This window comes from Buchnera aphidicola (Nipponaphis monzeni) (genome assembly GCF_006741185.1).
Classification (GTDB): domain Bacteria; phylum Pseudomonadota; class Gammaproteobacteria; order Enterobacterales; family Enterobacteriaceae; genus Buchnera_H; species Buchnera_H aphidicola_T.
Genome location: NZ_AP019379.1, coordinates 298161 through 322134, shown reverse-complemented (window position 1 = coordinate 322134; position 23974 = coordinate 298161). Strand labels below are relative to the sequence as shown.

General features: G+C 22.1%; 15 protein-coding genes and 1 pseudogene. 7 read left to right on the top strand and 9 right to left on the bottom strand.

The annotated features are described in order from the left end of the window. Positions 1-180 precede the first annotated feature (180 nt). The 4 genes from sucB to phrB form a co-directional block, all read right to left on the bottom strand. Positions 181-1377: a dihydrolipoyllysine-residue succinyltransferase gene (gene sucB / locus BUCNMO_RS01255; RefSeq protein WP_158344879.1), complete on the bottom strand. Its 1197-nt coding sequence runs from the start codon at positions 1375-1377 to the stop codon at positions 181-183. Positions 1378-1394: 17 nt separating this feature from the next. Beyond that, positions 1395-4127 (bottom strand): 2-oxoglutarate dehydrogenase E1 component, encoded by a 2733-nt coding sequence (locus BUCNMO_RS01250; protein ID WP_158344877.1) that lies wholly within the window; start codon positions 4125-4127, stop codon positions 1395-1397. A gap of 388 nt (positions 4128-4515) precedes the next feature. Then, positions 4516-5259: a Nif3-like dinuclear metal center hexameric protein gene (locus tag BUCNMO_RS01245; protein ID WP_158344875.1), complete on the bottom strand. Its 744-nt coding sequence runs from the start codon at positions 5257-5259 to the stop codon at positions 4516-4518. A 5-nt stretch (positions 5260-5264) separates the two neighbouring features. Then, positions 5265-6692 carry a deoxyribodipyrimidine photo-lyase gene (gene phrB / locus BUCNMO_RS01240; protein WP_158344873.1) on the bottom strand — a complete coding sequence of 476 codons (1428 nt, stop codon included), beginning with the start codon at positions 6690-6692 and terminating at the stop codon, positions 5265-5267. Positions 6693-7120: 428 nt separating this feature from the next. Here phrB and fldA point away from each other — a divergent pair, with 428 nt between their 5' ends. Continuing rightward, complete coding sequence (gene fldA, locus BUCNMO_RS01235) at positions 7121-7645, top strand: flavodoxin FldA (RefSeq protein ID WP_158344871.1); 525 nt, start codon at positions 7121-7123, stop codon at positions 7643-7645. Positions 7646-7988: 343 nt separating this feature from the next. On the opposite strand, the gene gap is transcribed toward fldA, so the two are convergent. Continuing rightward, positions 7989-8984, bottom strand: coding sequence for a type I glyceraldehyde-3-phosphate dehydrogenase (gene gap / locus BUCNMO_RS01230; RefSeq protein ID WP_158344869.1), 996 nt, complete (start codon positions 8982-8984; stop codon positions 7989-7991). A gap of 1719 nt (positions 8985-10703) precedes the next feature. On the opposite strand from gap, the gene BUCNMO_RS01225 reads away from it, so the two are divergent. The 3 genes from BUCNMO_RS01225 to BUCNMO_RS01215 all read left to right on the top strand — a co-directional run bounded on the left by BUCNMO_RS01225 (position 10704) and on the right by BUCNMO_RS01215 (position 14519). Further along, positions 10704-11225 carry a CarD family transcriptional regulator gene (locus BUCNMO_RS01225; RefSeq protein ID WP_160118321.1) on the top strand — a complete coding sequence of 174 codons (522 nt, stop codon included), beginning with the start codon at positions 10704-10706 and terminating at the stop codon, positions 11223-11225. A gap of 35 nt (positions 11226-11260) precedes the next feature. After that, complete coding sequence (locus tag BUCNMO_RS01220) at positions 11261-12865, top strand: DEAD/DEAH box helicase (protein WP_232037623.1); 1605 nt, start codon at positions 11261-11263, stop codon at positions 12863-12865. A 661-nt stretch (positions 12866-13526) separates the two neighbouring features. Next, a complete protein-coding gene (locus BUCNMO_RS01215; protein ID WP_158344863.1) occupies positions 13527-14519 on the top strand; it encodes a beta-propeller fold lactonase family protein in 993 nt (330 codons plus the stop codon). Positions 14520-14559: 40 nt separating this feature from the next. On the opposite strand, the gene bioA is transcribed toward BUCNMO_RS01215, so the two are convergent. Further along, positions 14560-15861 (bottom strand): adenosylmethionine--8-amino-7-oxononanoate transaminase, encoded by a 1302-nt coding sequence (bioA, locus tag BUCNMO_RS01210; protein WP_158344861.1) that lies wholly within the window; start codon positions 15859-15861, stop codon positions 14560-14562. Positions 15862-15938: 77 nt separating this feature from the next. Between bioA and bioB the strand changes: the two genes are divergently transcribed. After that, positions 15939-16976, top strand: coding sequence for a biotin synthase BioB (gene bioB / locus BUCNMO_RS01205; RefSeq protein ID WP_158344859.1), 1038 nt, complete (start codon positions 15939-15941; stop codon positions 16974-16976). A 392-nt stretch (positions 16977-17368) separates the two neighbouring features. Continuing rightward, positions 17369-18058, top strand: coding sequence for a dethiobiotin synthase (gene bioD, locus BUCNMO_RS01200; RefSeq protein ID WP_158344857.1), 690 nt, complete (start codon positions 17369-17371; stop codon positions 18056-18058). Positions 18059-18207: 149 nt separating this feature from the next. On the opposite strand, the gene glyA is transcribed toward bioD, so the two are convergent. From glyA to rlmN, 3 genes and pseudogenes are all read right to left on the bottom strand, one after another. After that, entirely contained in the window at positions 18208-19461 is a 1254-nt protein-coding gene (gene glyA, locus BUCNMO_RS01195) for a serine hydroxymethyltransferase (protein WP_158344855.1), read from the bottom strand. Positions 19462-19675: 214 nt separating this feature from the next. Further along, the gene (gene hisS, locus BUCNMO_RS01190; RefSeq protein WP_158344853.1) at positions 19676-20959 is read right to left on the bottom strand and encodes a histidine--tRNA ligase; all 1284 of its coding nucleotides are present in this window, start codon (positions 20957-20959) and stop codon (positions 19676-19678) included. 632 nt (positions 20960-21591) lie between these two features. Continuing rightward, positions 21592-22682: pseudogene (rlmN, locus tag BUCNMO_RS01185) on the bottom strand (23S rRNA (adenine(2503)-C(2))-methyltransferase RlmN). Between the two features lie 212 nt (positions 22683-22894). Between rlmN and BUCNMO_RS01180 the strand changes: the two are divergent. Continuing rightward, the gene (locus BUCNMO_RS01180) at positions 22895-23686 is read left to right on the top strand and encodes an inositol monophosphatase family protein (protein ID WP_158344851.1); all 792 of its coding nucleotides are present in this window, start codon (positions 22895-22897) and stop codon (positions 23684-23686) included. Positions 23687-23974: the final 288 nt, after the last annotated feature.

Below are 23974 nucleotides of genomic sequence, written 5' to 3'. Positions count from 1 at the left end.
TACATAAAATATTTACATATTATAATAATAAAATTAGTAATTTATAGTAATATTTTTTTAAATTGTTACCTATAAATTGTTTTATTAACAATATGTAAACATTTATATAATTTAATACAAATAATACGTATATTTGTTTTTAAAAAATACTAATATATAATAACAAAAAATATCTCAATTTTAAACATTTAGAATTATTCTAGAATAATCTTCAATGATTTCTTTTATCTTTTTTAAAAATTTAATAGCATCTTCTCCATCTATTAATCGATGATCATAAGATAAAGCTAAGTACATCATTGGTAATATTCGCATGTCGTTTTTGTTAATAGCTATAGGTCTATTTTGAATTGTATGTAACCCTAAAATAGCTGTTTGTGGAGGATTAATAATTGGAGTAGAAAAAAGAGAACCAAAAATTCCACCATTAGTAATGGTGAAATTACCACCTGTCAAATCGTCAATTAACAATTTTTTATTATTTGCTTTCAGTTTAAAACTTTTGATTTCTTTTTCTATATCGCAGATATTCATAAAATCAACATTTTTTAATACTGGAGTCACTAAACCCCTATTAGTTGACATAGCAATACTTATATCAAAGTAATTGTAATATATAATTTCTTCACCATCAATTGATGCATTCATTTTTGGAAAAATTTTTAATGCTTCAACTACTGCTTTTACAAAAAAAGATGTTAATCCTAGCTTAATACTATGTGTTTTTTCAAATACATCACTATATTTTTTCTTCAATTGTATTATCGATTGCATATTTACTTCATTAAAAGTTGTTAACATAGCCATGTTATTTGTTGCCGCTACTAATCTCTTAGAAATACACTTTCTTAACTGACTCATTGGTACTCGATTAATTGTTCTTGTATTATCCTTTTGTTTTATAGGTAAATATTTGTTACTGTCGTTTATTTTTTTTTTATCAGTACATTGATTAGGAACAAAAACAGAAATATGATTAATATCACTTTCTTGCATAACTTTATTTATTTTTAATTTCTCATGTTTAGTAAATCTTCTTAATTTTGGACTAAAAATTCTATTTTTAATTAATGTAGAATTGTTTTTTTTATTTTCTATTAACAATTTATTATTTATTTCGTTACTATTTTTAATTAAATGAATAATACCTAATAATTCTTTAGATAATATTTTTTCTCCCTTTTTTTTTAAAATTTTGTCTAAAATACCATTAGATGTAGCAGAAACTTCAAGAACAATTTTATCTGTTTCAATGTCAACTAATATTTCATCACAATAAACCTGTTCCCCCTTTTTTTTATACCAATTAATAACTGTAGCATTTATAGTTGATTCAGGTAATTCTGGTGCATATATATGCACAATATCTTTATTCATTCATATCCCTCTACTTATTAAAACGATAAATTTAATGCTTCTTTAACAATACATTGCTGTTCATAATTATGAATTCTATTAGAACCGACTGCAGGCGCTGCACTGGAAGGACGACATACACAACTCAAAGAAGAGTTTAATGGCATAATTTGCTTTAAGTATGTTTGTACATATAACCAAGCTCCCTGATTTAAAGGTTCTTCTTGACACCAAATAAAATTTTTTACATGTAAAAAAGGAAAAATTGCTTTTAATATAAAATTTTTAGGAAATGGATATAGTTCTTCAATTCTAATGATTACAATCTTATTTATATTATGTTGCCTTCTTGCTATTAATAAATCAAAATAAAATTTCCCCGTACAAAAAATTATTTTATTGATCATGTTAATATCAAATTTATCTATTTCATTGAATATTTCTTTAAAACAACCTGTAGACAGCTCTTTTAAACTTGAAAAAGTAATAGGATTTCTTAACATTGATTTAGGAGTAAAAATGATTAAAGGTTTCAATATTTTATTTAATATTTGTCTACGAAGTAGATGGTACATTTGCGCAGAAGTGGTAGGAACAGTAATGTGCATATTTTTTTGAGCACACAATTGTAAAAAACGCTCTAATCTAGCTGAAGAATGTTCTGGACCTTGCCCTTCATAACCATGTGGTAATAAAATTACTAAATTACATAAATTATTCCATTTTTGCTCTCCAGAACTAATGAATTGATCAATGATCACTTGGGCTACATTAGAAAAATCTCCAAATTGAGCTTCCCAAATTGTTAATGTTTTCTTTGCTTCAGATGCATAACCATATTCAAAAGCTAAAACTGACGTTTCAGATAAAACAGAGTTACAGATGTAAAATTTACTTGTAGATGAACAAATATTATTTAATGGTATGTACTTTTCATTAGTTATTTGATCACAAATAACAACATGTCTATGAAAAAAAGTACCTCTACCTACATCTTCTCCTGATAATCTACAAGAAATACCTTGTTGAATCAAAGTAGCATATGCTAATGTTTCAGAAGCTCCCCAATCGAAATTTGATTCACCTCTAGCCATTTTCAATCTTTCTAAATAAATATTTTTAACTTTTAAATGTACATTTATAGAATTAGGAATCGTGTTAATAATATTTGCTAATTTAGACAAAGTATTAATTTGTATATTTTCTGATGTAAAAAAACATTTATTTTTTTTATTAATCATACTATAAGTTGTTGATTCCATCGCTATATTTTCTTTCTTATTACTCGGAAAATAAGCAGAATCTAAAAATTTTCTATATTTTTGAATTGTTAAATCTACAAAACTAGAATTTAAAATTTTTAATTTTTCTAATTTTTTACAATAAATATTTTGTACTGAAAGATGTTTTTGAATTATAGAATATAATTTTGGTTGAGTGACTGAAGGATCGTCTGATTCATTATGTCCATGTCTACGATAAGATACTAAATCAACAAAAACATCTTTATTAAAAGTAGACCGATACAATACAGCTAATTGTATAACAAAAATTGCTGCTTCGGGATCATCAGCATTAACATGAAATACAGGTGCAGATATCATCTTTGCTATATCAGTACAATAATTACTAGATCTTAAATTTTTAACATTTGAAGTGGTAAAACCAATTTGATTGTTAATAACGATATGAACAGTACCTCCTACACTATAACCTTTTGTTTGAGACATATTCAACGTTTCTTGAACTACTCCTTGACCCGTAATGGCAGCATCCCCATGTATCATAATAGGTAATACTTGCTTACTATTTATATTTTTATTGGACTCTAAATATCCTCTTAACACACCCATGATTACTGGATTTACAAATTCTAAATGAGAAGGATTAGATTGTAAAGTCAAATCTATAGCGTATGTTTTTCCAATTATTTTATAGTTAAATCCCTTATGGTATTTTACATCATCACTTCTAGTAGTACAGACTTTGTTATCATGAAATTCATTAAATAATTCTTTTAATCCTTTTTTTAAAACGTTAATTAATACATTTAACCTACCTCTATGAGCCATTCCTATAACAATTTTGAAAATAGAATTTTTTTTAGAATAATTAATTATCTCTTGTAACATTGGAATTAATACGTCTGATCCTTCTAAAGAAAATCTTTTAGCCCCAGGAAATTTGTAATGTAAATATTTTTCAAAATTTTCGGCATAAATAATATTTTTTAATATTTCTATTTTTTTAATAGCATTATGTTCAAAAAATTTAGATTTATGTTCTATATGATTTTGTATCCATTGTACTTCTCGAAAATTATTTATATACATATATTCAAAACCAATAGACGAACAATAAATATCTTTCAATATTGAATAAAAATTCGTAAATTGTGAAAATTTAGATATTTTTTTTTTAAAAAAATTTATTAAAACAATATTACTAAAATCAACCTGATTAAAATCATAAAATGATAATTCTAAATTTTTAAACTTTATATTATCATTTAGTGACAAAGGATTTGTCTTAGCTATAAGATGTCCGTACATTCTAAAATTATTTATCATTATCAAGATTTGATTTTTTTTTTCAATTAAATTATTGTTATCTAATATATTAACATTCGTACAATGAATTAAATAATCTTGAGTTTTTTTAAAAAAATTATCTTTTAAACAATCATCTTTATATACATCTTCTATATAAGATTGGTTATTACTATTAATCCAACTAGTATTCATCCATATTTTCATTAATTTTTTGTACATAAAATACCTCTTAACATATAAACATAATAAATTCATTAAAGTTACAACATGATTAAAACAACATTTAAAAAATAATTATAATTATCATCGTTTAATTAATGTGTTTATTCAGTTAAGTATATAAGCAATATAATTAATATATTAATTATTAAGTAATGTTTAAATTTATATTTATAGTAATAAAATTAGTATTTGTTATAAATAATAATAATTTAATTTCTATAATACAAATATTATTCATGTAACAAATTTTTTGTTTGAAACAATATTTCCATATACAAATAAGTAATTTTGTACATCCTATAAATTTTTTTTTAATAAAATAATGTATTTTAATTATATTAAAAAAATTTTTTAGTAATTTTAACAAATAATTTATGTTTATTAATTATATAGGGTTTTCAATATTTACAAATTTAACATTCAAACAATATTCGTTTGACAACCAATTTCCAAGCGCTTCTACACCATATTTTTCAGTTGCATGATGCCCTGCAGAAAAAAAATGTAATTTATATTCTCTGATAAAATGAATTGTCTCTTCTGATATTTCTCCTGTTAAAAATGCATCAACTCCAAAACAAGCAGCCGCATGAATAAAACTTTGACCTTTTCCGCTACACCAAGCAATTTTTTTAATTATAGGTATTTTATTTGCGCTATAGTAAAAAGGCATTCTATTAAATTTTGTAAAAATTTTATATTTTAATGCATTGTATGAAATTGGTTTTTTAAAATAACCCCACCATAAAAATGGAATAATTTCTCCTTGAATACTGATATCTAATTTTTTAGCAATTTGAATATTATTGCCTAATTTTTTATGATTATCTAATGGCATATGCCAACAATATAAATTTATATCATTACAAAGTACAGTTTTAAATCTTTTTCTATATAATCCTTTAATAACTAAAGGATCATTTTTCCAAAAAAAACCATGATGAACAATTACAGTATCAGCTTTACATTTTACTGCTACATTTAAAAATTTCTGACATGCTGTCACTCCTGTAATAATTTTTTTTATTTGAAATTGCCCTTCGACTTGCAATCCATTAGGACATGAATCTTGATATTTCGAAGAAGATAGTTCTTTATTAATAATATTTTCAAGTTCCTGATTATTCATATATTTTATTTATAGTGAATGTTATACGTTTTAATAAAAACAGATAAATTATTTTTTCGAGATAATTTATAATTAATAATTGGAGCGGGATAATTAAAATTAACTTTATTTTTAATAATCCAAGCATGAGGGTTATGAATTTCAGAAATTGGAATTTTTTTTAGTTCAGGTATATATTGAAGTATAAATTTTCCTAAACAATCAAATTTTTTTGATTGTATTTCTGGATTAAATATTCTAAAATAAGGAGTACTATTATAGCCTGTAGAAGATATCCATTGCCAATTTCCATTATTAGATGCAAAATTACCATCAATTAATTTTGACATAAAATAATTATGACCTAATCTCCAATCAATGAATAAATTTTTAACTAAAAAACTAGCAGTAATCATACGTAATCTATTATGCATCCATCCTAGTGTATTTAATTGTCGCATTCCTGCATCAATTATAGGAAATCCTGTATTACCTTTTTTCCATGCTTCTAAATAAATATTGTTATTTTTCCAAGGTATTTTTTCAGTCCATTTTTTAATAGATTGATTTTTACTTAAAATAGGATAAGAAGCTATTAAATAATAATAAAACTCTCTCCAAATGATTTCGTTCAACCAAGTACATTTTTTACTTAAAGAAAATACATTTGGTACTTTTTTTAAAATATACTTTAAACATTGTATAGGAGACAAAACTCCTATAGATAAATAAGGTGATAACAAACTAGTACTAGTCAAATAGGGAAAATTCCTATGAAGTCCATATCTTATTATTTTATTTGTGCAAAATATTTTTAGGCGATATAAAGCTCTTTTTTCACCTATTGGGAAAATCGTTTGATCAAATTCTTCCATTGGATAACAAAATGGACGAATTGTTAACATTTTTTTATATTTAATATTTTTTTTTAGCAACATTGGAGATGCTAAATTTAATTGTTTTAAATGTTTTAATACACACTTTTTAAATGGAGAATAAACTTGATACGTTTTATTTTTTTTATTTTTAACAACATGTGGTGATAGTAACATACTACCATGAAACCCATACATAAATATTTTTTTTCTATGTAAATGTTTTTTTACAAGATTATCTCTCTCACATTCATTTAACATATATTCATAATTGTAAAAAACATTTTTTACATCATGTTTTAAGCAAAATTTTATAAAATATAATGCAGCATTCAAAAAAGTACTAGATTGGTGAGTGTATAATTTTATATCAAAATGTACTAATTCATTTTTTAAAGATATAAGATTATGATAAATAAAAGCAGCTTGTTTAGGTGCCATATGATGGCTTCTCCATTGATTTGGAGTTGCAATATAAATTGCTATCACTTTAAAAGTATTATTTTGACAAGCAGCAGATACAGCTGGATTTTCAAGAGTTCTCAAATCATTTCTAAACCAAATCAAATTAACATACATAAAAATATCCACATAATATATTATTTTGAAATAAAAAAAATATTTTATTATATTAATAGTGTACAATACATTTACATAACACATCATACATATGATTAATCTTTACTTCGTAAATATTATAAATATTTTATTTAAATTCAATTTTTTAGTATTGGTAATAAACTTTTTTAAGTATTACTAAATATAATATTAATAGCAACAAATAATAATAAATATTATATATTAAAAAATATAAATACTAACCAATACTATTAAAAAAATCATGTTGAAATTAAATTTTAAATCGACAAAATAAATTAAATATTAAAAAGTAATTTTTTACGTACAAGTAATTTTTTTATTAATTTATTTTTTAACAAATAATTTTTTAATAATTTATTCAATATTTTATTAAAAATAAAACTATTTAATTTTTGAAGGATATCATAATGAATAATGTAGGTATTTTTTTTGGAAGTGATACTGGTAATACAGAAAAAGTTGCAAAATTAATTTCCAATAATATTTATCCAATACAATCACAAGTATTTGATATATCTAACACTTCTGGAAAACAAATTACATCTTTTAATTTTTTAATTTTTGGAGTACCTACGTGGTATTATGGAGAATTGCAATCTGATTGGGATGATTTTTTACCAATTTTTAAAAAAATTAATTTTGAAAATAAAATAGTAGCATTATTTGGTTGTGGAGACCAAGAAGATTATTCTGATTATTTTTGTGATGCTATGAATGAAATATACCAAATTATTAAAAATAATAAAGGATACATAATTGGTAAATGGCCTAAAACAGGATATTTTTTTCAACAATCTAAGGCACTGCTTGATAAAAATTATTTTGTAGGATTAGTTATTGATGAAGATAGACAACAAGATAAAACCACTACAAGAATAAAACAATGGATAAAACAAATTTTTTTAGAATTAGAAACGTTAAAAAATAAATAATTTTTAAAAAAATATTCAATATCTTACATAAAAAACATTTGTAAAAAAATACATATTTTTATGATTAAAAAAATCAATTACGTTAATTAAACAATTTTAATACAAAATGCAATATTTAATATATATGTTAAATATTTTAAAATTATTAATTTTACGTTATATAATATTAAAAAAATATATTACATTCAATAAATTGCCTTTATATCAGAAACTTTTGGCAGTGTCTATGTAATATCAACACCGCCTAAAAAATTTATTTAATATTACAATATAATTTTTTAATGTATATTTTATAAAATTTCAATTAATTTTAATTAAAATTTCTACGTTAAGTATCAAACAATTAGTTCATAATAAATGTAACTAAATCTAATACTTTACTAGAATATCCTGTTTCATTATCATACCAGGATACTAATTTCATAAAATTTTTGTTTAATGATAATCCAGCTTTAGAATCAAAAATTGATGTAGCTTCTGATCCATTAAAATCTGTAGAAACAACTTCATCTGCAACGTATGTGATAATACCTTTCATATCATTTTGTGATGCAAATTTGATAACTTGACATACATCTTCATATGTAGCAGATTTTTTTTGACGAAAAGTTAAATCTACTACTGAAACATTAGCTATTGGAACTCTAAATGCTATTCCTGTTAATTTTCCATTTAATTCAGGTAATACTTTTCCCACTGCTCTTGCAGCTCCAGTAGTAGAAGGTATGATATTTTGTATAGCACATCTACCTCCTCTCCAATCTTTAATAGAAGGACCATCAACAGTTTTTTGTGTTGCAGTAGTTGCATGAACAGTAGTCATTAATCCTTCTATAATTCCAAATTCATCGTTGATTACCTTAGCAATAGGCGCTAAACAATTTGTAGTACAAGATGCATTAGATACGATATTTTCATTATTATATTTAGAAAAATTAGCACCTTTTACAAACATAGGTATATCATCTTGAGATGGACCAGTAAGTACTACTTTATTAGCTCCAGCTAATAAATGACAATTAGCTTTTTCTTTTGTTAGAAATAATCCAGTAGATTCTATTACTACATCTACAGATAATTTACCCCATGACAAATTTAGTGGATTTTTTTCTGATGATATCAGAATACTTTTTTGATTAACAATTATGTGATTACCTTTTACTTCAATAGATCCATTAAATCTTCCATGTATAGAATCATATTTCAACATATAAGCTATGTATTCAGGAGTTAATAAATCATTAATCGCTACAATTTCAATATTAGATCTATACTGAGCCATTCTAAATACTATTCTACCTATACGGCCAAACCCGTTAATTCCAACTCTAATTATCATACAACCACCAAAATATTTTGTATATTACATTTATATATAAATTATTCGTAAAAAATATTTATTAATCAAAAGAAATGTTTTAAAAATTACTGTATGTATTAAAAATTAAAAATTTAATACTATTTGATGTATAGTCTTTAATGTTAATAAAAAATAACAATAACTATTTTAAAACTAAAAATTAGTATATTTTTTATGTTGAAAATTTTTTTACATTAAAGCATTTTATTTTACAAACAAATGATTTTTTACAACGTAATAATATTTTTATTAACAAATTTTTAACTTAAAAAATCAATTTTTCAAAATAAGTATTATTTAAAAATTAACTCATTAAATAAAAGCACGTATATAATTGTCGTATATAGAAATTTTTATTTGTTTAAGAAAAAATTCTATTTTCGTATTACATGTGCATATCTACATTTCTTTTTAGTATATAATATATATAGTTATTATTCAATGAATTGAATAATAACTATATACTTTTTTAGCTTTCATTAACTAATAAACAAATAATCTTATATAAAAATTATTAATTGTATACACATATTTTATATTAATAAAAAAATTACTTAGTACAAATTATTAAAAAATATTTCATACAGAAAATAATTGATAAAGTATTTAAACTAATAATATATTGACTATTATATCTTTTAATAACATTAAAATAAAAAATTATATACTTTAATAATTGATAATTGTTAAATATAAAAAACACTATTGTCACAATATGTCTGTGCGTATTTTGAAAAATAAATTTGACTTATTTATTTACACCTTACTTCAATAATTGAATTTGAAATTATTCAAAATAGCAAAACATAACATATCATAATTAATTTTTTTAAAAAAAAGTGTAAAATACATAATTTTTTGTTATCAATTATTGTTAGTCAAATTTATTTTATATGTAAATACAACATTTATATTTAAAATATATTAAATTATCGTATAACATATATATTTTATCATATAAATAAAAATGATCATTTATTAGAATGATAATACAATTTATACTTTATATATTATGATATAATATAAAAATATTATACTAAAAAAAATAAAAATTATACAATCATCACTTAAAAATTAAGTTTTTTGTTAAAAAAGTTTATTACAAGTATAATATATATATGCACTTATTTATAAAAAAATCATAAAAAATAAACATAACGTACATTTTTATTATTCAAAATTTTTTTTATTTAATTTTTTAAAATATAAATAAATATTTAAAATATTTTATTACATTATTTATTCAAACTATAAATGATAAGTTTATCAAATAACAAATAACAAATAACAAATAACAAATAACACTTATTATATAGTAATATTTTTAACTATATACTATAATTTAATTAAATAAAAAACATTTTACATTTAAAAACTATAGATACATATTATTTACTAATACCACTACATTGTTTACAATTTTAAAAAAAATTTTTTTATATGTGCATAATACTTGATACTAGTAGTATCAAAATAAATAACATATATATTATCCTCATATAATAATTAAAAAAATAATATATAATTTTTTTATTAAAATGTATTCTAAACTTTTTATATACCTATATTTGATATTAAATTTTTATAAATAAAATTATTTTTACAACAAAAATATTAAAAAATACTTTAAAAAATAAATTTTTTTAATTTAATAATATTGTTATTTAATTAATTTTATAAAAAATGGAAACATATTTTATGTTTAATAATCATAAAAATAGTAATTTTTTTTTAAAAACTATTGACAGCAAACGTAATTTTACAATTTCAAATAACAATTTTGATTCTATAAAAAAAATTGCAACTTTTCATTCAACAATTAATAATTCATTACAAATAGAACCAAATCAATTAGTTATACATATAGAGCACGGTATAGGTCAATACAAAGGATTAAAAATCATAAATGTAGCAGGTATATTAACTGAATATTTTGTTATATTGTATGCAAATAAAGCAAAACTATATGTTCCGGTTTACTATTTACATTTAATTTATAATTATTCTAACTGTATACAAAATAAAAATATAATTTTAAACAAATTAAATAACAATACTTGGATACAACAGTGTGAAAAAACATTTAAAAAAATTTATAGTATAGCTATAAAATTATTACAACTATATTCTACTAGAAAATCTAGTAAAGGTTTTGCTTTTAAAAAAAAAATACATTTTATAAACTATTCATTAAAGATTTTAAATTTCAAATTACTATAGATCAAAAAACTGCTATACATGAAGTATTAAACGATATGTATAAACCTTACCCTATGGACAGGATTGTTTGTGGAGATGTTGGATTTGGAAAAACAGAAGTAGCTATCAGAGCTGCTTTAATAGCTGTTTTAAATAATAAACAAGTAGTTTTAATGGCTCCTACGTTATTGTTAGTTCAACAACATCTTTATAATTTTAAAAAAAGATTTTCAAAATGGCCTATCATAGTTGATCAACTATCTAGATTTTACACAGTAAAACAACAAAAATTAATTATTAAATTAGTCAATGAAGGTAATATAAATATATTAATAGGAACACATCAATTACTTTTTGAAAAAATAAAATGGAAAAATTTAGGATTATTAATAATTGATGAAGAACATCGCTTTGGAGTAGAGCATAAAGAACAAATTATTAAAAAATATATTGATATAGATATATTAACATTAACAGCAACTCCTATCCCACGCACTTTAAACATGGTAATAAACGGACTAAAAAAAGTATCTATTATTGCTACACCTCCACATAAAAAACTTAATATAAAAACTTATATAATTGTTTATAATGATTTATTAATTAGAAACAACATATTAAAAGAAGTAAAAAGAGGTGGACAAGTATATTATGTACACAATGAAATTAAAACAATTTTTAATATAGCATCACATTTATCAAAATTAATTCCTGAAGTTAAAATAGTAGTAGGACATGGGAAAATGAAAGCACATATTTTAACAAAAATTATTAATGACTTTTGTCAAAAAAAATTTCATGTTTTAATATGTACAACAATTATTGAAACAGGCATAGATATACCTACTGTTAACACTATTTTTATAGCAAATGCTGATTATTTCGGATTATCCCAACTACATCAAATAAGAGGAAGAATAGGTAGATCTTACCAACAAGCATATGCTTGGTTAATTATTTCTAATATTAATAAAATAACAATTAATGGAAAAAAAAGATTACAAGCCATTATTTCTAATACAAAATTTGGATCAGGACTAAAATTGTCTATAAACGATTTAGAAACTAGAGGATTTGGTGAATTTTTAGGAAAAAAACAAAGTGGACATATAAAAAAAAATATAAAGCATCCTTTATATACTCAGTTTTTAAACACTGCTATTACAAATATTAAAAAAAATAAAAATACATCTTTAGAACCACTATTAAATTTAAATCCTAAAATTGAACTTAATATTTCTACTATATTTCCTATAAATTATATCACTGACATGAATCAAAGATTATATTTTTATAGATTAATTTCTAATGTAAATAATATTGTACAATTTGTTACAATTAAATCCCAATTAATTAATATGTTTGGAACAATACCTAATACAACAAAAAATTTAATAAAGATAATAAAAATACAACTAATGTCTAAAATAATAGGTATCCAATCAATAAAAATAAATAAAAATGGAGGTTTTATAAAATTTAAAACAAATAATTCTATTAATTTATCATTCTTAATAAAAACTATTAATAAAGAACCTAAATGTTGGAAGATCAAAAATAATGTTTATTTAATGATTAACCGCAAATTACCCCAAGAATGTAAAAGAATAAATTGGATATTTTATTTTGTTAAAAAATTAAAAAATATGAGCGTATATTAAATATATAAATAACTACAATTTATCGAAATATTCTAAATACAACATAAAAAATATTTTATATATAAAGGGTATTATAAATTTTCAAAATTTATGTTGATTAGTTATTAATTAATTAACATTATTTAAATAAATAGTTAATTTAAAATTTTGTTTATAGTATATATTGTATAAAAAAAATCTATTTTTTTAGAGAAGAAATTAGTATTTACATGTTCTAAAGAAACATTTGTATATTAAATATATAAACTATTTTTTAATGTTTTTCAAAAAATATATGTTTTATATAACATATATTTTAATATATATAATTTTTTTATTTATATAATAAAAATTTATTAAACTAATATAATTTAAAAATATAATTAATAATTATATTTTTGTTACTAAATAAATAACAACTAATTATAATTAACCTACAATACATTAACACTAATAAACTTTTATCATTTAATGTTAGACATTAAACAATGTTACCAAATAATACAAAGTATTATAATATTAAATCGAATAAAATTAAATTAAATTCAGTTAATATAATTTGAATTTAATATATTTATTCTTACAAAACAAATTAAACAATTTAAAATATATGTTGCTGTAGCAAAAAACCATTTTAACAACAACTAAAAAATTAATTTAACAGCGAATTGCAATCAATTTTATGAAAAAAATAATTTACGTATCTAATTATTTAGATGAAGAAATACAAGTGTTACAAATTGATAACAATTTGTCATTGCAAACAATTCAAAAAATAAAAATTAAATCTCAAGCACAACCGTTGATTATCTCCGAAAATAAAAAATTATTATATGCAGGTGTGCGACCAATACCAAAAATTATAGTATACAAAATTTTAGATGATGGAATATTACAAAAAATTTACGAAATAGCAACAATAGGAGCTCCCAATCATCTTGCATTCAATAATGATAAAACATTATTATTTTGTAGTTCTTATCATGGAGAATGTATAAGTATATTTTTAATAAACAAACATGGATTACCTTACAAATTAATAAATACCATTACTAATATTAAAGGATGTCATTATTCTATATATATTAACACTAATACTATTATAACTACTGCGCTTAAATCAGATCAAATATTAATTTTTAATTCCCTAAAAAATGAAAATTTTTTAGAAAAAAAAATAACAGCAATCAACGTTACAAAAAAATCTGGACCTAGACATTTAGTCTTACATCCATTTAAGTCTATTTTATATAGTATAAATGAATTAAATAGTACTATTGACGTGTGGTTTTTATCTAATGCAATGAATATGTTACATTTTGTACAGCGAATTAAGATTCTTCCTGAAAGTTATAAAGGTAATTGTTGGGGAGCTGATATTCATATAACTCCTTGTGGTAATTATTTATATGCAAGTGACAGAATAACAAATATAATTACAGCCTTCATAATAAATCAATACAATGGTAAAATTCAAATTTTAGAATATTATGTTACAGAGAAACAACCACGTTCATTTAATATTGATAATTTAGGAAAATATTTAGCAGTGACTGGAGAAAAATCTAATAATCTTACTTTATACGAAATTAAATTAAATACAGGTCATTTAAATAAAATAGGATCTTATCCTGTTGGCAACAACCCTATATGGACTTTAATACATTCAATTTAATATACTTAAAAAAAACAAAATTTATACACACAAACTTATTTTATATATTTTTACTAAAAAACAAATTAGTATTATTTAAAGATAGCTTAATAGCATTAGTTAATTTGTTAATAGAATCTTCATCAATAATATATGGAGGGACTATATAAATAATTTTGTTATAAGGTCGAATCCATACCCCTTGTTCAACAAAAAATTTTTGCATAGCAATAATATTAATTTTATTAAAACATTCAACAACTCCAATAGCCCCAATAACTCTTACATCACGTACTCTGAAATGAGTACGTAAAGGAATTAAATGATATATTAATTGTTGTTCTATATGTTTAATCTTTTGTTGCCAATTAGTATTTAATAATAAATTAATACTAGCATGAGATACAACGCAAGCTAATGGATTTCCCATAAAAGTAGGTCCATGCATAAAATAACCTGGTTTTCCAATACTAATTGTTTTAGCAATTTTTCGATTAGTCAATACTGCTGATAAAGATAACATACCTCCAGTTAGTGCTTTTCCTAAACATAAAATATCAGGAACTATATTAGCATGTTCAAAAGCAAAAAGTTTTCCTGTTCGACCAAATCCAGTAGCTATTTCATCTAAAATTAAAGGAATATCATACTTTACTGAAAATTTCTTTACTTGCTTAAGATAATTAGGATGATAAAAGTTCATACCTCCCACACCTTGCACTATAGGTTCTAATATTATAGCTGCTATTGTTGATTTATTTTTATTTAATAAATTTGAAAAAGATTTTATATCATTTTTATTCCATTTATCCGAAAAAGAACATTTTGGAATTTCTGCAAACAAATGCTTAGGTAATAAAGATTTATGATACATACTATGCATAGAATGATGAGGATCGCAAATTGACATAGCATAAAAAGTATCTCCATGATATCCCCCTTTTATAGTTAAGAAAAATTTTTTTAATTTTCCTAAGGACTTCCAATATTGTAATGCCATTTTCATTGCAATTTCAATTGCTACGGAACCTGAGTCAGCCAAAAATACACATTCTAAACTTCTAGGAGTAATTTGTATTAATTTTCTACATAAAGAAATAGCAGGAGGATGTGTAATACCTCCAAACATCACATGAGACATTTTTTGAATTTGATGTTTTAAAACACTATTTAATTTAGTATGATTATAACCATGTATTGCAGCCCACCAAGATGACATTCCATCAATAATTGTTTTACCTGTATTCAATTTTAATAAAATTCCTTTAGCTGAAACTACAGTAAAACGAATGTTAGAATTAATCATTGAAGAATAAGGATGCCAAATATGTTTTGAATCAAATAATTGATCAGAATTTTTCATAAAATTTATAAAATAAACACATTTTACTTATAAATAACATTATAAACTTTTATTAACTTAATACTAGGAATTTAACAATGAAAATAAAAAAGCAATGGAATATAAAACAAGTAGATACTTTATTTAAAACATCTTTTATAGAATTAATGTTTCATGCGCAAATAGTACATCGAAAAAATTTTAATCCTAATATAATACAAATCAGTACATTACTTTCAATAAAAACAGGATCATGTCCTGAAGATTGTAAATATTGCCCTCAAAGTGCTAGATATAAAACTGATATTAAAAAAGAACATTTATTAAATATTACAAAAATATTAAAAGCTGCATACGATGCTAAGAAATCTGGATCTACTCGTTTTTGTATAGGGGCAGCATGGAAAAACCCTGCTGATAAAGATATTCCATATTTAGAAAATATTATTAAAAAAGTTAAAAAAATAGGAATGGAAACTTGTATGACATTAGGTAGCTTAACTAAATATCAAGCTAAAAAATTATCTCAAGCTGGTCTTGATTTCTATAATCATAATTTAGATACTTCTCCTAAATACTATCATAAAGTAATTACCACAAGAAGTTACCAAGAAAGGTTAGATACCCTTAAAAATGTTAGAGACTCTGGAATGAAAATATGCTCAGGAGGAATTATTGGATTAGGGGAAAAAACAGAAGATCGAAAAGAATTGTTATTGCAATTAGCTAATTTACCTCAACCTCCAGAAAGTGTTCCTATAAACATGCTAGTGCAAATAAAAGGTACTCCATTAGAAAAAATAGAAAAAATTGATTCTTTTGAATTCATACGTATTGTTGCAATCGCCCGTATTATGATGCCTCAATCATATATCAGATTATCTGCTGGTCGAAATCAAATGAACGAAGAAATGCAAGCAATGTGTTTTATGGCAGGTGCAAATTCTATTTTTTATGGCTGTAAATTATTAACTACAAGTAACCCAAAAAAAATAGAAGATTTTAAATTGTTTAAAAAATTAGGTCTCACTTTTGAAAACAATTTATTATTAAATAATAAACATACGTTTCAACGACAGCTATTTAGTAAAACAATAAATGAAGTAAATAACAAATATTATAATGCAGATATATAATTTTAGAAATATTTATTTATTATAAAAAATTATAAAACAATTTATATTAAATTTATTGTAAATAACTATTTTTATGATAGTTAAAAAATAATTGTTGTTAACTTAAAACATTTATATTTTGTTAATTTTAAATTTATAATAATAATTATCTTATGGATAAGATAATTATTATAATTTTTTTGTATATTTAACACTAAAAACATTAATTTTTTAATATTAACAATGTAATTTATATTAAATTAAGTATAAAAAGTGATTTGTTTACAACTATTTAAGATTAAATATTGCTTTATTAAAACTCTTATATTATAAGATATAAGCTCATACTTATATGAAATTTTTTATATATATAAAAATAATAATTTTTAAATAATTAATTTTTTAAGGGTTTTATGAAAAAAAATGTTTGGTTTATTACTGGAACAGACACTAATGTAGGTAAAACTGTAGTTTCTAATTGTATCCTTAGAATAGGCATACAAAAAGGTTATAAAACTGTAGGATATAAACCAGTTTCTTCAAGTAAAACTATTGATCTAAACGTTAAAAATAAAAATGAAGATATTATTTTATTAAAACAATATAGTAATACTAAATTGCCTGATAATTGTTTAAATCCATTTCGTTTCAAACAAGAAGGCCCTCCCCATTTATTAAGTATTGTGTATAACCAACCTATCGAATTAGATACTATGTCAGAAAAATTAAATTTAATTAAATCAAAAGCTAACTGGATAGTTATAGAAGGTGCAGGGGGATGGTACACACCTTTAACAAATACAACAACTTTCGCAGATTGGGTTAATAGAGAAAAATTATCTGTAATTTTAGTAGTAGGAATAAAATTAGGATGTATTAATCATGCAATATTAACACAAGAAGCAATAACAAAAACAAAAGTTAATTATATAGGATGGATTGCTAATCATATATATCCATACAATCAATTTAGCCAACAATATATAAATACACTTAAAATGTATTTAAAATCTTGTTTGTTAGGAGAGGTACCTTATTTCAAAAAAAAAATATGTACAAATAAACTATATAAAATGTTTAATAGTTTTATCAATATTTTTTAATATCGATTAAATAAACAAACAAAAAAAAATTGTTAACATTTATATAATGAAATTAAGTTTATTAATCGTAAAATTACTACTAAAATAATATCTCTCTTAAGAGAGATATTGTAATTACTTTTATAAACTGATTTTAAAAAAACTAATAATTAAATTTTTTTATAAACAGGATATTTTAAACATAATTCTAATACTTTATTTTTTATACTTAGTATATTTTGAACATTGTAAGGATCATTTAAAATATCAACAATCCAATTAGCTACAATTATAACTTCTTTTTCTTTAAAACCTCTACGAGTAACTGCAGGGGTACCTATTCTAATACCAGAGGTAACGAAAGGGTTTTGTAAATCATTAGGAATAGAATTTTTATTTACTGTAATATTTGCATCATTTAATAATAAATCTGCTTTTTTACCTGTAATATTTTTATTTGTAAGATTTATTAAAAACAGATGGTTAAAAGTATTACCAGAAATAATATTATAACCTTTATCTAAAAATACTTTAACCATAGCTTTAGCATTATTAACAATTTGATACTGATAATTTTTAAATTGTGGGCACATTGCTTCTTTAAAAGCTATTGCTTTAGCAGCAATAATATGCATTAATGGTCCACCTTGGTTGCCCGGGAATACAGATGAATTTATTTTTTTATACAATAATGTATCTTTTTCATTAGATAGTATTATTCCCCCTCTAGGCCCAGCCAATGTTTTATGTGTTGTACTGGTTACAATATGAGCATAAGGAATTGGACTTGGGTACAAATTAGCAGATACTAATCCTGCAACGTGTGCCATATCTACTAATAAGTACGCCTTTACATTATCAGCAATATATCTCATGATTTTCCAATCACACAAACCAGAATAGGCAGAAAATCCACCTACAATCATTTTAGGTTTATATTTTTTAGCTAACCTTTCAATTTGGTTATAATCAATTTCTCCTTTATGATTAATACCATATGAAATAAATTTATATAATTTTCCAGATAAATTAGCTGAATGTCCATGTGTTAAATGTCCACCATGTGATAAACTCATACCTAGTACACAATCTCCAGGTTTTAACAATGCAGTATATACAGCAAAGTTAGCTTGAGTACCCGAGTGTGGCTGAACATTAGCAAAATCTACACTGAATAATTGTTTTACTCTCTCAATAGCAATTTTTTCTATATCATCTACATATTTACAACCTCCGTAATAACGATAGTTTGGATAACCTTCTGCATACTTGTTAGTTAATTGTGATCCTTGTGCTTGCATTACAGCAATGCTTGCATAATTTTCTGAAGCAATTAGTTCAATATGATGCTCTTGGCGAACATTTTCTTGTTCTATTATCTTCCATATGTCAGGATCTTCATTTTTAATATTTTGGCTAAACATTATTTCCTCTAAGTAATATTAAAAAATTGTTTTTAAAATTATGCCTACTTAAGTATTATTTAATATTATTGTTTTCAAATAAAAATATATTAAATCGTACAAATATCAAAATAGTTTAACTAACTGCATTTTAGATAAACATATTTATTATTTATTATTTGTTAAAAAATGAACAAATACATCCTTAAAATTTTGATACACATATACTAAAATTTTAAAAAAATGTATGTAATTTTTTTAATAAATTTTTTCTAGGCACACTTTCTTGATTATTTGTTTTTAAGTTCTTAATCACCACACATTTAGAATTAAATTCTTGTAAACCTATTAACAAAATGAGATAAACATTAATTTTATTTGCATATTGAAATTTTTTTTTAATACTTTTGTTAAAAAAATTACTTTTAACTCTGAGATTAGGAAATTCTTCTCTAATTTCTTCAGCTATTTTTACAGATTCTATCTTTAGACAAGGTTCAATAAATATAATTCCTATATCAATAATATTATGAACATTAGTAATATTATTATCTAAATTTAATGTTTGTATTAACAAAATTAATCGCTCTATCCCTATTGCAAAACCAGCGGCAGGAGTACTATATCCTCCTATTTTTTGTATTAATTCATCGTATCTTCCGCCAGCACAAATAGTTTTTTGTGCACCTAATAAATTACTTTTCCATTCAAAGACAACATCATTATAGTAATCTAATCCTCTTACTAAATGTTTATTTATAACAAATTTAATATTCATCTTTTCTAATAAACAACATACATCTTTAAAATACTCAATAGAATCATCATTTAAGTAATCTTGTAAATTTGGAGATTCTTGTAATATTTTCTGTACCGTGGAATCTTTACTATCTAAAATTTTTAAAGGATTGTTTGATAATTGTAATAAAACGTTCTTATTTAATACGTTTTTGTATTGTTGGAAAAATGAAACTAAAATTTTTTCATATAACATACGATCTTTAAATGATCCTACAGTATTTATTTCTAATGTCAAATTATCATAAATGTTTAATATTTCCCAGAATCTCTTAGTTATCATAATTAATTCTAATTCTACTTCTGGTTTTGTGAATCCAAATACTTCAACTCCTATTTGATGAAATTGACGAAATCTACCTTTTTGAGGCTGTTCACGTCTAAACATAGGGCCCCTATACCACAATTTTTGTTCCTTATTACAATGTAACAAATTATTTTCTACAATTAATCTAGCACATCCTACTGTGCCTTCTGGTCTTAAAGTAATCTGTTTACCACTTTTATCTTCAAATGAATACATTTCTTTTTCAATAATATCTGTACCATAACCAATAGTACGTTGAAATAATTTTGACTCCTCTAGAATAGGTATTTTTATTTCATTAAAACAATAATTATTCAATATTTTTTTAAATTGTCTTTCTATATAATTCCATAAAAAAATATTTTTTGGAAGAATATCATGCATACCTTTCAAAGAATTTATATAAGTTTTCACAACTACTTCCTTAATTTTAAAAAACAAATTTTAAAAAATAATTCGTTCCTAATAATAGATAAATGTTGTTAATTTAATTATTTATTTAACTACTCATTTTTTAATATTTTAACATTTAAAAAAAAACTAAACATACAAAAAATTTTTCGTATATCACTATATATACTATAAATATAGCATTTTTTAATAAAAACTTTAATAAAATACAACATTTATAATGTTACTTATTAACTAATATATATTTAATAATTAAATATTTTTTAAATTTAATACATACCTTTTTAACAAAAATATTTATTTTGTTAGTAATTTTACATTTATTATTATTGAAATTTATATCTTAAACATATTTATTTGTACTTACGCACATATTTAATATATATATTACATATTAAAAATGTTAATAACTAATATAAAAAATAAATGTAACATGATTAAAAACGTTAATAGCGAACGTTTTTAATCATGTTACTTTTTATAATTTATATTTTATATATCTATTTTTTTAATATTAATTATTTACTTTAAAATATATATAAAATATTTATATACGTTATATATAAGATATATAAATTATAAATTTTATAAATAAACTAATTCTAATACTATTAAAATAATTTTATTGAACAAAATTAAATATTATTTAAAGTTGTGCTAGTTAACTGACCACAAGCAGCGTTAATATCTTGCCCTCTAGGTTTTCTAATAGTTGTCACAAATCCTTTTTTGATTAATATTTTACAAAAAACTATTATTCTACGCATATTGCTACAAACATAAGATGACCCAAAAAATGTATTCCAAGGGATTAAATTAATCTTTACAGGAATTTTAAACAAAATTTTAGATAACTCCTTAGCATGTAAAGGAGTATCATTAATTTTTTCTAACATAATATATTCTATAGTAATACCATTACGGTTAGCTTTAGAATTTTTAGAATAATCAAAAGCAGCTTTTAATATATTAGATATATTATATTTATAATTGATAGGCATAATACTATTACGTAATTTATCATTAGAAGCATGTAAAGAAATAGCAAGTTTAATATCTAGTTCAGTTTTTAATTTGTTAATTCCAGGTACTATTCCAGAAGTAGACAAAGTAATACGATATTTAGATATATTAAAAGCAAATTTACTTAACAAAATACTTATAGCATTCACAACATTTTTAAAGTTTAATAAAGGTTCACCCATACCCATCATTACTATATTTTTTATAATTGGATATTTACTTTGTTTATTAACATAAATGAATTTAAAAGCTTGCCATACTTGACTAATAATTTCAGAAACAGTTAAATTACGACTGAAACCTTGTTTCCCAGTAGCACAAAAATTACACTTTAATAAACATCCTATTTGAGAAGAAATACATAAAGTAGCTCTATTTTTATGAGGAATATAAACAGTTTCTACAATTTTTTTATTAATTAAAGTGCCCCATTTTATCGTTCCATCTATAGATTTCTGTTGTTTTACAAAATTTAAAATTGATATTTTACTAATATTGTTAAGTTTTTTTTTAATTGGTGACTAATATTAGTCATTTTTTCAAATGTGACACAATAATTATTGTATATCCAATGCATAACTTGATCGGCGCAAAATGGTTTTTCTCCTATAGAGATAAAAAATTGACGAAGTTGCTTGTAGTTTAAATCTAACAAATTAATTTTCTGTTTGTTTTTTGTTATATTATATATTGGAAAATCCATAATTCTCGTCTCTTTACAATAAAATTATATAATAAATGTTTTAAGTTATTTTAGTGATTACTATTATCTTAATAACTTAAATCATATAATAAATAACAAAACTTATTATTTTTTTTATATTACAATAATAACAAATATTAATTAATTGTATGTAAAATTTCGCACAAATTGTTACATAAATTCTAATAAAATAATTTAAGGAAAATTTAACAATGCATCCTATTTTAAATATAGCTATTAAAGCAATTAGAAAAGGTGGTAATTTTATTATTCAAAATTATGATACTTATAAACCTGTTCAACACAACACAACACATTATTATAAACTAATAAATAAAATAATTGAGTACTCAGAAAAAACAATAGAAAATATTATATATAAATTTTATCCTAAACATTCTGTTATTCATCAAAGATTATGTAATAAATCTATCAGCAAAAAAAATATTTGTTGGGTAATTAACATTATGGATGGTATTTTAAATTATAGTAAATTGTTTCCTCATTTTTGTATAACAATATCTGTATATAATAGAGGCAACATTGAAATTTCTGTAATATATGATCCTTTAAAAAATGAATTATTTAGTTCAGTTAAAGGACAAGGATCAACTTTAAATGGCTATAGAGTAAGATGTGGTGTCCATTTTAATGACGTGAATAATTTAATTATTAGTACTAACTTTTTAAAAGCTTTAAATATGACAAATTGGATAATGTTTAATCATATTTTACAAAAAATATGTTTGTCTAACATTAATGTACGATGTACCGGATCTTTATCATTAGATTTAGCTTATATAGCTATTGATAGGTTAAATTGTTTCATAGGTTATAAAAAAACAAATATGAGTTTTTCAGTTGGAGAATTATATGTAAAAGAATCTGGAGGCGTAATTTTAGACATTCCAATTAATATCGATACCAATAAAAAACATATAATAACTTTTATAGGTTCATCTAAATCAATTAAATATTTGTCTAAAACATTAAATATTAACTAATTATTAATAATAATATCAGTATTATAAACATTTTTGTAAATGTATTTAATACTTATAATATGTATTTTTTAACATTGTTGTATATAATATAAATTTTTTATTTTTGAAAAAATATAAGATTTGTCTTAATTAGAACATATTTATAAAACATAAATATTTTGTTTATTACAATTTTTATAAAAATAATTTAATAAATAATATATGAATCAACAATAATTTTAAAAAAATATATATTTAATTATTTCAACACAAAAAAATTATTAAAAAATAAATTAATTTTAAAACACT

Coding starts and splice junctions, on each gene's coding strand:
- glyA (WP_158344855.1), bottom strand. CDS start 19,461: ATGTTTAGCCAAAATATTAAAAATGAAGATCCTGACATATGGAAGATA.
- BUCNMO_RS01225 (WP_160118321.1), top strand. CDS start 10,704: ATGTTTAATAATCATAAAAATAGTAATTTTTTTTTAAAAACTATTGAC.
- BUCNMO_RS01220 (WP_232037623.1), top strand. CDS start 11,261: ATGTATAAACCTTACCCTATGGACAGGATTGTTTGTGGAGATGTTGGA.
- bioD (WP_158344857.1), top strand. CDS start 17,369: ATGAAAAAAAATGTTTGGTTTATTACTGGAACAGACACTAATGTAGGT.
- BUCNMO_RS01180 (WP_158344851.1), top strand. CDS start 22,895: ATGCATCCTATTTTAAATATAGCTATTAAAGCAATTAGAAAAGGTGGT.
- bioB (WP_158344859.1), top strand. CDS start 15,939: ATGAAAATAAAAAAGCAATGGAATATAAAACAAGTAGATACTTTATTT.
- bioA (WP_158344861.1), bottom strand. CDS start 15,861: ATGAAAAATTCTGATCAATTATTTGATTCAAAACATATTTGGCATCCT.
- BUCNMO_RS01250 (WP_158344877.1), bottom strand. CDS start 4,127: ATGTACAAAAAATTAATGAAAATATGGATGAATACTAGTTGGATTAAT.
- sucB (WP_158344879.1), bottom strand. CDS start 1,377: ATGAATAAAGATATTGTGCATATATATGCACCAGAATTACCTGAATCA.
- BUCNMO_RS01245 (WP_158344875.1), bottom strand. CDS start 5,259: ATGAATAATCAGGAACTTGAAAATATTATTAATAAAGAACTATCTTCT.
- BUCNMO_RS01215 (WP_158344863.1), top strand. CDS start 13,527: ATGAAAAAAATAATTTACGTATCTAATTATTTAGATGAAGAAATACAA.
- gap (WP_158344869.1), bottom strand. CDS start 8,984: ATGATAATTAGAGTTGGAATTAACGGGTTTGGCCGTATAGGTAGAATA.
- phrB (WP_158344873.1), bottom strand. CDS start 6,692: ATGTATGTTAATTTGATTTGGTTTAGAAATGATTTGAGAACTCTTGAA.
- fldA (WP_158344871.1), top strand. CDS start 7,121: ATGAATAATGTAGGTATTTTTTTTGGAAGTGATACTGGTAATACAGAA.